Source organism: Streptomyces sp. NPDC057565 (genome assembly GCF_042801455.1).
In the GTDB taxonomy this organism is placed as follows: Bacteria; Actinomycetota; Actinomycetes; order Streptomycetales; family Streptomycetaceae; genus Streptomyces; species Streptomyces yanii.
Window position 1 is genome coordinate 1 of the sequence record NZ_JBHVFU010000132.1, and the last position, 7652, is coordinate 7652.

General features: G+C 69.2%; 7 protein-coding genes and 2 pseudogenes. 6 read left to right on the plus strand and 3 right to left on the minus strand.

The window, feature by feature from the left end; translation table 11 throughout:
- Positions 1-166: 166 nt before the first annotated feature.
- Positions 167-529 carry a hypothetical protein gene (locus ACFU8W_RS51710; RefSeq protein ID WP_384052778.1) on the minus strand — a complete coding sequence of 121 codons (363 nt, stop codon included), beginning with the start codon at positions 527-529 and terminating at the stop codon, positions 167-169.
- A 124-nt stretch (positions 530-653) separates the two neighbouring features.
- A pseudogene (locus ACFU8W_RS51715) lies at positions 654-1103 on the minus strand (single-stranded DNA-binding protein); the annotation flags it as partial.
- A gap of 143 nt (positions 1104-1246) precedes the next feature.
- Between ACFU8W_RS51715 and ACFU8W_RS51720 the strand changes: the two are divergent.
- Both ACFU8W_RS51720 and ACFU8W_RS51725 read left to right on the plus strand, forming a co-directional pair.
- The gene (locus ACFU8W_RS51720) at positions 1247-1462 is read left to right on the plus strand and encodes a helix-turn-helix domain-containing protein (RefSeq protein WP_345509918.1); all 216 of its coding nucleotides are present in this window, start codon (positions 1247-1249) and stop codon (positions 1460-1462) included.
- Positions 1463-1499: 37 nt separating this feature from the next.
- Entirely contained in the window at positions 1500-1721 is a 222-nt protein-coding gene (locus tag ACFU8W_RS51725; RefSeq protein WP_384052779.1) for a hypothetical protein, read from the plus strand.
- 234 nt (positions 1722-1955) lie between these two features.
- On the opposite strand, the gene ACFU8W_RS51730 is transcribed toward ACFU8W_RS51725, so the two are convergent.
- On the minus strand, positions 1956-2804 hold the full coding sequence (locus ACFU8W_RS51730) for a transposase family protein (protein WP_384052780.1): 849 nt from the start codon (positions 2802-2804) through the stop codon (positions 1956-1958).
- A gap of 360 nt (positions 2805-3164) precedes the next feature.
- On the opposite strand from ACFU8W_RS51730, the gene ACFU8W_RS51735 reads away from it, so the two are divergent.
- The 4 genes and pseudogenes from ACFU8W_RS51735 to ACFU8W_RS51750 all read left to right on the plus strand — a co-directional run.
- Complete coding sequence (locus tag ACFU8W_RS51735; protein ID WP_384052781.1) at positions 3165-5564, plus strand: 2OG-Fe(II) oxygenase; 2400 nt, start codon at positions 3165-3167, stop codon at positions 5562-5564.
- 12 nt (positions 5565-5576) lie between these two features.
- Entirely contained in the window at positions 5577-5726 is a 150-nt protein-coding gene (locus ACFU8W_RS51740; RefSeq protein ID WP_345513470.1) for a hypothetical protein, read from the plus strand.
- 501 nt (positions 5727-6227) lie between these two features.
- On the plus strand, positions 6228-6524 hold the full coding sequence (locus tag ACFU8W_RS51745) for a hypothetical protein (RefSeq protein ID WP_345513469.1): 297 nt from the start codon (positions 6228-6230) through the stop codon (positions 6522-6524).
- A 122-nt stretch (positions 6525-6646) separates the two neighbouring features.
- Positions 6647-7543, plus strand: a pseudogene (locus tag ACFU8W_RS51750) (RNA-guided endonuclease InsQ/TnpB family protein); the annotation flags it as partial.
- Positions 7544-7652: the final 109 nt, after the last annotated feature.

Below are 7652 nucleotides of genomic sequence, written 5' to 3' on the forward strand. Positions count from 1 at the left end.
CGATAAGCATGCTGTGGTCCTTCAGTCGTGGGCGCCCACTATTTGACGCCCCCAGATACTGACAAGGGTACGGGCGGCACGACCCGAAGGAGCCGCACCGCCCGACGCCGCCAGGTGCCGGCTCAGCCGACGGGAGAGTTGCCCGAAGCGCGCGGCGCCTTTGCCGTCAGGCCGCAGACCGGCGCGGTGGTGAAACGAAGAGGCCGAGTGCCTGCTGCCACGGGCCGGTGCACATCCGTGCCGCCAGCGCCTCCGCCGCCTTGCAGGCCGAGCCTGCGTCCGCGTGTCCTACGGCGTGCCCAAGGACCGTGAACCGGGCGCCATCGCCGGCTGGCGCGAACCACGCGAGATAGGGGCGCCATCCGGGCCGGGGCACCATGCGATGGGCGATCAAGAGCACGCCGCGCCCGCAGAACAGGGTGCGGGAGTACGACTCGTCGACCAGGCCCTGCTCGAAGAACGGGCTGCCCGCCTGCCACGCGGCGAGGCGTACGTGCTTGACGTCGTCCATCGAAAACGGCTGCTGCACGGGGACCACCTCAGCGACGGGGGCGGGGCGGCGGTGCCGCCGTGATCTTCTCCTGCTCATGATCTGGTCCACGGGCGCGGACCGTGCCAGGTGCCGCTGGACTTTAGAACGGGTGCGGCTCGCCACCGCCGGGAGCCTGCGCCTGCCCGGCGGGACGGGACTCCGCAGCAGGGGCCTGTCCCTGGCGGGGCGGGGCGTCGCCGGCACTGCGGGTGACCTTGGTGACGGCCGCCTTCGCGTAGGAGAGGGAGGCCGCGACCTCCTCGGCGTCGACCTCGACGACGGTGCGGCGCTGGCCCTCCTTGTCGTCGAAGGTGCGCTGCTTGAGCCTGCCGTTGACGATGACGCGCATCCCACGCTGCAGCGACTGGGCTGCATTCTCGGCGGCCTGGCGCCAGAGCGAACAGCGCAGGAACAGAGGTTCCCCGTCGACGAACTCGCTGCGCTCGCGGTCGAAGGTGCGGGGGGTGGACGCGATCGTGAACCCGACAACGGGGATACCCGAGTTGGTGTACCGCAGTTCGGGGTCGGCGGTCAGGTTGCCCACCACCGTCACCAGCGTCTCGCCCGCCATGACTACCGTCCCTTCGACCTGCCGCACCGTGGATGAGCCCACCGTACCGGCGGGCAGTGACATTTCGGCCGAATCGGTGGCCGCAGCCGTCCACTCCACGCGATCATGGCGGTATCTGCTGCCTTGTGGGAGGGAATCCGCTGATGTCCAGGAAGACACCGGCCCGCAAACTGATGGCGGGCCCGGCCCGCGACCAGGTCGCCACGGAATTGCGGAAGAGGTACGAAAACGGTGACTCCGTTCGATCCATCGCCGAAGCCACGAACCGCTCCTACGGCGGCGTACACCGCCTCCTCGCCGACGCCGGGGTGACCTTCCGCTCCCGCGGCGGCGAGACGCGCAAGAAGACCGGCACCTGACCTCGAGGTGGCCCCCCACCAAAGGAACCGTGCCAAGGTGGTCCAGCGAGTGATCGAGCGCGGCGTGCGTGCGGGCGTTGTCCAGGTCGGGGTTCTCCTGGAAGACGTTCTGGGTGAACCCGGCGCTGTCCAGCCACTGCCGCAGTGTGCCGGGCGTGGGCCGGACGAGGTGGGCGGCCTGGGCGCGCAGCAGCCGGGCGGCGACCTGTGCGGCGATGTCGGTGACGTCGTCGGGCAGGGTGCGGCCGCCGCCCAGTGACGCCACCGCCCGGTCGTGCAGGGTCTGGTCGCCCAGCGACTCCTCCACGACGTAGTAGTGGCCGTCGTCGGTGACGCCCTCCTCCAGGACGTGCAGGACCGGGTAATTGAGCGTGTCCCAACTTCGTTCTCGCAGGTGAGCGGGCCTTGACGGGGTGGGAGTTGATGCTCCGTCCGAGGTTGGGTGTGGTGATCGACTTCTTCTGAAGGAGACGATCACCGGCCGGGCGGAGTGTCACGATGTGGTCTCGTTCTTGTTCGTCCCGAAGGGATCGCGGATCAGGTACTGCAAGGTCAGGACGGCCTTGACGACCACCGTGATCTGTCGGGGGCTGCCGCGGAAGTCACAGGCCAGGACTTTCCAGCACTTGAGCTGGGCGTTCGCTCGTTCCCCGATGCAGCGCAGGGCGGCTTGGGCCTGGTTGGCGGCTTTCTTTCCCTCGGGGAGGGTCTTCTCGCCCCGGCGGCGCTTGTATCCGGTGATCACGTCGGGATGCAGGCCGATGTAGCCGAGGTCAGCCAGAAGACCCAGGTGGGCGAGAACCTTGTCGGCGATGCGAAAGCGTCGGGCGGCGCGGATGTCGACGGTGCGTCCCGGCAGGACGCCGGAGACCCACAGCAGTTCCCCGTCGGGTGCGGCGATGGTGGTGACCGAGCCGCCGTGGCGCTTGTGCTTGCCCGAGTACCAGGGCTGCTTTCTGCCGATACGCCCGTTGACTCGCTCGGTCGGGATGTTCACCCCGTCCACGATCAGGTAGTCCCAGCCCGCCTTCACGGCCAGGCGCACCACCTCGGTCAGGGGCAGCGCGCGTCGCGCCAGCACCTTGATTCCTTCCTGGATCAGGTTGTAGCAGGTGCTCTTCGGGACGCCGTTGCCCTCGGCCAGTGACCGGTAGGTGTGGCCGCCTTCCAGGAACGCGCAGGTCAACACCGCCTGGAGAGGGAAGCCGTGCAGTTGCCAGCGCGACCCGATCCGATGGTGGTAACGGACGAGCGCACCAACGATGCGGTCGACAGTACCGGCCGGTGTCTTGAGCGCCAGGCCGTAGACGAGGGGTGCGGAAGCCTCCGCCGCGGTATCCATGATCGAACTCGTTCATCGCGGGCTTCCGTCGTGCCCGGTGGTACGGGACATCGCAACCGAACCGTCACCATCAGTCGACCTGAAGATCGTCCCCTTCGGGAGAAGTCGATCACGCCTTCAGCCTCGGGCGGAGCATCAACTCCCACCCCGTCAAGGTCCACTCACCTGCGAGAACGAAATTGGGACACGCTCACTGGCGCTACCACCAGCAACGCGAACACCTACGCGTCCACACCATCCGCTACCGCGACATACTCACCCTCGCCGCATGACCAACAGCCCGGGAACAAGGACTGCCCGCGGCATTAGGGTTTCCGGGACAGGCCATACGGCACGCTGCACCCCTGGGGACGAAACAGTATGGGACACGGAGCGCGGAAGCAGCTGGCGGAACTGCTCGGCGACGCACAGCGGCGCGGGGACTTCAGCACCCGTATCGAGATATCGGCCCGCGCGCTGCGCATCGAGGTCGACGGGGTGGGGGAACTGCCGCTGCCGCTGCGTGCCCCGGTCACCAAGAAACTGATCGCGCAGGCCCGACAGGCATCCTTCGGCCGCGGCGAGCAGACCCTGTCCGACACCAGCGTCCGCGACACCTGGGAGATCACCCCGGACCGCATCACGCTCGGCGGCACCGACTGGGACCGCACCCTGAACGGCGTCCTCGACGGTGTCCGCACCGCGCTCGGTCTGCCGCCCACCACCGTCCTACGTGCCGAGCCGCACGCACTGCTCGTCTACGGCAAGGGCCAGTTCTTCCTGCCGCACCAAGACTCCGAGAAGGACGACTCCATGGTGGGCACCCTGGTTGTCTCGCTGCCCTCGCACCACACCGGCGGCGAACTCGTCGTCTCGCACGCCGGCCGCAGCGTCGTCCACCAGGCGTCCCGGGAGAAGCTGACCTTCGCCGCCTTCTACGCGGACTGCCTGCACGAGGTCAAGCCCGTCAAGTCCGGCTACCGCGTCACCCTCACCATGAACCTCCTCGCCGAACGCACCCGCCCGGCTGGCGAAGACGACGGGGGCCCGGTCGCCGACCTGGCCCACTGCCTGACCGAACACTTCACCGAGCCGGCCGAAGAGCGCTACGCCTACGGCCGCCAGAAGCCCGCGCCCCCGAACCGCCTCGTGTACCTCCTCGACCACGAGTACACCCAGCGCGGCCTGGACTGGGACCGCCTCAAGGGCGCCGACGCCACCCGCACCGCCCTGCTCCGCCAGGCCGCCGCAGAGGCGGACTGCGAAGCGGTCCTCGCGTTGGCCGAGGTGAAGGAGACCTGGGACGCGCATGCGCCGTACGATCGCTACGACTACTACGGCGAGGTCGAGCACTACGACGACTGCGAGGACGAGGAGTGCGAGGGTGAATGCCTCCTGGACCCCGACGGGGAACCCGGTGCCGAGCGCCGCCGCAGCGGCGACTTCTCCGACTACGAACTGAACGAGCTGATCGACGACGAGATCACGCTGAGCTGGTGGACCCGCCCGGACGGCACCGGCGGCGAGCAGATCAACCTGCCCGTCGCGTACGCCGAGGTGTGCGCCACCACCGAGAACAAGGACCTGACGCCCTACCAGTCCGAGTACGAGGGCTACATGGGCAACTACGGCAACACCCTCGACCGCTGGTACCGGCGGGCCGCCGTGGTCCTGTGGCCCCGGCAGCGCTCGTTCACCGCCCGCGCCGAGGCCGGCTCCGAGGGCGCACTGCGGGAACTTCAGGGCCACCTGGATGCCGGGGACCTCGACCAGGCGCGCACGCTCGCCCGGTCGCTCGCCCCGTTCTGGAAGCACCACGGTTCGGGCGAGGCGGCCGCGGCACTCTTCGCCGCAGCCCTGCCCGTCGCGGTGGGACTACGGGAAGCGGACACTGCCACGATGCTCCTCGCGCCTTTCGGGGTGGAGACCCTGGGCCAGCGGCACGCCCCGGGTCTCGCGGCAGCGGCCGCGCGGTACGGACGGACGTGGGCCCGCGGGGCCGTCAGCAACTGGTTCGGCACGGTTGGCGCGTACACCGGGGCCGACCGCGCGGCGTGGCTCGAATCGCTGCCCGGCCTGTGCACCGCGCTGCGGGCCGCCGACGGCGATGGGGACGCGATGGCCTCGCCGCTGGCCGAGGGTGCCTGGCAAGCAGTCGAGCAGCAGCTCACCAGCTGGCTCGGCATCGGCCGCGAGACGGAGCGCCGCACAGGCATGGAGGGGCTCGGCGCATCACTGGCCCGCGTCCTGCAGGCGGCAGGGCCCGAGACCGCCGGCACCATCGCCGCCACGCTGCGCGGCCTGCCGGACACCGCCCTGGAATGCCTACTCCCCGCCCTGCGCACCGCGGCCCGCCACCAGCCGACCATACGCGACGGCGCACCCGCCGCCCGCGCCTTCCAGACCCTCGCCGACCACTGCGAGGACCGGCTCACCGCGGCCCTCACCCGCCCCGTACGCGCGGCCGACGACTGGTCCCTCACCCCGGCCGGGACATGCCGGACTGGCTGCGGACTCTGCCCCGACTTGGACGCCTTCCTCACCTCCCGTACCCGCCACGTCATGGAGTGGCCGCTCGCGAAGGACGGACGCCGCCACCTCCACAGTCGCATCGACCAGGCTGGCCTGCCCGTCTCCCACACCACCCGGCGCCAGGGACGCCCCTACGTCCTGGTCCTGACCAAGACGAAAGCCGTCTTCACCCGCGAACAGGCGACCCGCACTCGCGCCGAGACCGACCTGGCGTGGTTGCGGGACAAATGGCCCCGGTCGCGTGGCTGAGGGTGGCTGTTGATGTCAGACGTTGACGTCAGGGCGAAAGTCCTGGCCTGCGACTTCCGCGGCAGCCCCCGACAGATCACGGTGATCGTCAAGGCCGTCCTGACCTTGCAGTACCTGATCCGCGATCCCTTCGGGACGAACAAGAACGAGACCACATCGTGACACTCCGCCCGGCCGGTGATCGTCTCCTTCAGAAGAAGTCGATCACCACACCCAACCTCGGACGGAGCATCAACTCCCACCCCGTCAAGGCCCGCTCACCTGCAAGAACGAAGTTGGGACACGCTCATTAAGGTCCGCGATCCGGCGCTGAAATTCCGCCTCCGCTTGGAGCTCGGCTCCGCCGGTGCGCCGGTACCGGGTTCCGTCGGCGAAGACGTACACCGCGCCGTCGGCGGCGGTCCGCTTCTTCCGCACGGAGCCGTTGATGGCTGGAAGCCGCACCGAACCGGTCTTGCGCTGATCAGGGGGCACCGGAAGACGGGCCCACGGTCCTTGGGGGAGCGCGGGCGCGTTCTTGTGCGTTCCGGGATGGCTCGGCGCTCACGCCACCGCTCTGGACCCGCATCCGGACCTCGGCCGACGGCGCCCACGACCTCATCCTCATTGACGCCTGGCCGTGGGCAACAGAAGGTGAGCAGGCACGACGATCAAGGGAGCGGTATGAGTACAACCGGCTACCAGCGCACCCGGGCCCGCGTGGTCCGAGCGGGCGACGTCACGTCGTACCTGTCCATAGAGGCATGGTGCGGGGGCCAGGTCGCGGTCCGTGTCTCTACCCTCAGCCTGATCTCGGCTACCGGACTGAGCCTCGACCAGCTGCCGGGAACCGAACTGACCGTTCACGCGAACCTGACCGCCATCGCGGATACCGATGTCGACCCTGGAGACTTCCGGGTCGACATCTCTGCTCCCAACGGACAGCCGCCCCGCACCTCGGCGTTATCGGCCGCCGCATAGACGGGACGGTCACTCGAAGAGGTTGGTGGTGGAGTTCCCGGGCGGCGTGGTGAAGTACGGCTCCGTCTCGATCTGCGGGCCGCAGTCGTCGCAGGCCCGGATCTCGACCGCCCTGTCGGCGCCCGCGGAGACGGCCCTCCATGCGGGACACCCGGCAGGCCGTCCGGTTCACCGCGAACGCCCGCTGGTCCATCACGGCCGGGCGGAAGCTGCGGCTGCCGAAGATCGGCGACGTGCGGGTGAGGTGGTCCCGGATGCTGCCCTCGACGCCGTCCACGGTGACGGTGGTCAAGGACAGCGCGGGCCGGTACGTCGCCTCCTTCGTCGTGGAGACCGGCCCGTCCGAGGTGCTGCCGACCACGGCACCGGAGCTGGGTATCGACCTCGGCCTGGGGCACTTCGCCGTCCTGTCGGATGGGACGAAGGTCGACAGTCCGCGCTTCCTGCGCCGGGCCGAGAAGCGACTGAAGAAGGCACAGCGGGCTCTCTCCCGCAAGGAGAAGGGCAGCAGGAACAGGGACAAGGCCCGGCTGAAGGTCGCCCGCGCGCATGCGCGGGTGGCCGACGCGCGCCGCGAGTTCCACCACCAGCTCTCCACGAAGCTGATCCGCGAGAACCAAGCGGTTGCCGTGGAGGACCTGTCGGTGAAGGGCCTCGCCCGCACGCGCCTGGCCAAGTCGATTCACGACGCCGGATGGTCGGCGTTCGTGAGCATGCTGGAGTACAAGGCCGCCCGGTACGGGCGCACCTTCTTCCGCATCGGCCGCTTCGAGCCCACATCTCAGGTGTGTTCGGTGTGCGGTGTGAAGGACGGCCCCAAGCCCCTGCACGTCCGCATCTGGACATGCGGGGCATGCGGGGCCGTCCTGGACCGGGATGTGAACGCGGCGGTCAACGTCGCCAAGGCGGCCGGACTGGCCGTGTCAGCCTGTGGAGCGCAGGTAAGCCCGGGACTCGTCCCGGCACAGCGCGGCGAAGCAGGAACCCACCCGACACCGCAGCCTTCAACGGCACGGTAGGCGGGAATCGCCGCCCTTCAGGTGGGCGAGGATGTCAGTACGCCCGACATGGGCAGCAGCTAAAGGGTGAAAGTCCCGACGAGGAGAGGTGAGACTAACTCGTTAGCCG

Excerpts from the sequence above, each read along its gene's own strand:
- ACFU8W_RS51720 (WP_345509918.1), top strand. The coding sequence starts at position 1,247 with ATGTCCAGGAAGACACCGGCCCGCAAACTGATGGCGGGCCCGGCCCGC.
- ACFU8W_RS51730 (WP_384052780.1), bottom strand. The coding sequence starts at position 2,804 with ATGGATACCGCGGCGGAGGCTTCCGCACCCCTCGTCTACGGCCTGGCG.
- ACFU8W_RS51735 (WP_384052781.1), top strand. The coding sequence starts at position 3,165 with ATGGGACACGGAGCGCGGAAGCAGCTGGCGGAACTGCTCGGCGACGCA.
- ACFU8W_RS51740 (WP_345513470.1), top strand. The coding sequence starts at position 5,577 with ATGTCAGACGTTGACGTCAGGGCGAAAGTCCTGGCCTGCGACTTCCGC.
- ACFU8W_RS51745 (WP_345513469.1), top strand. The coding sequence starts at position 6,228 with ATGAGTACAACCGGCTACCAGCGCACCCGGGCCCGCGTGGTCCGAGCG.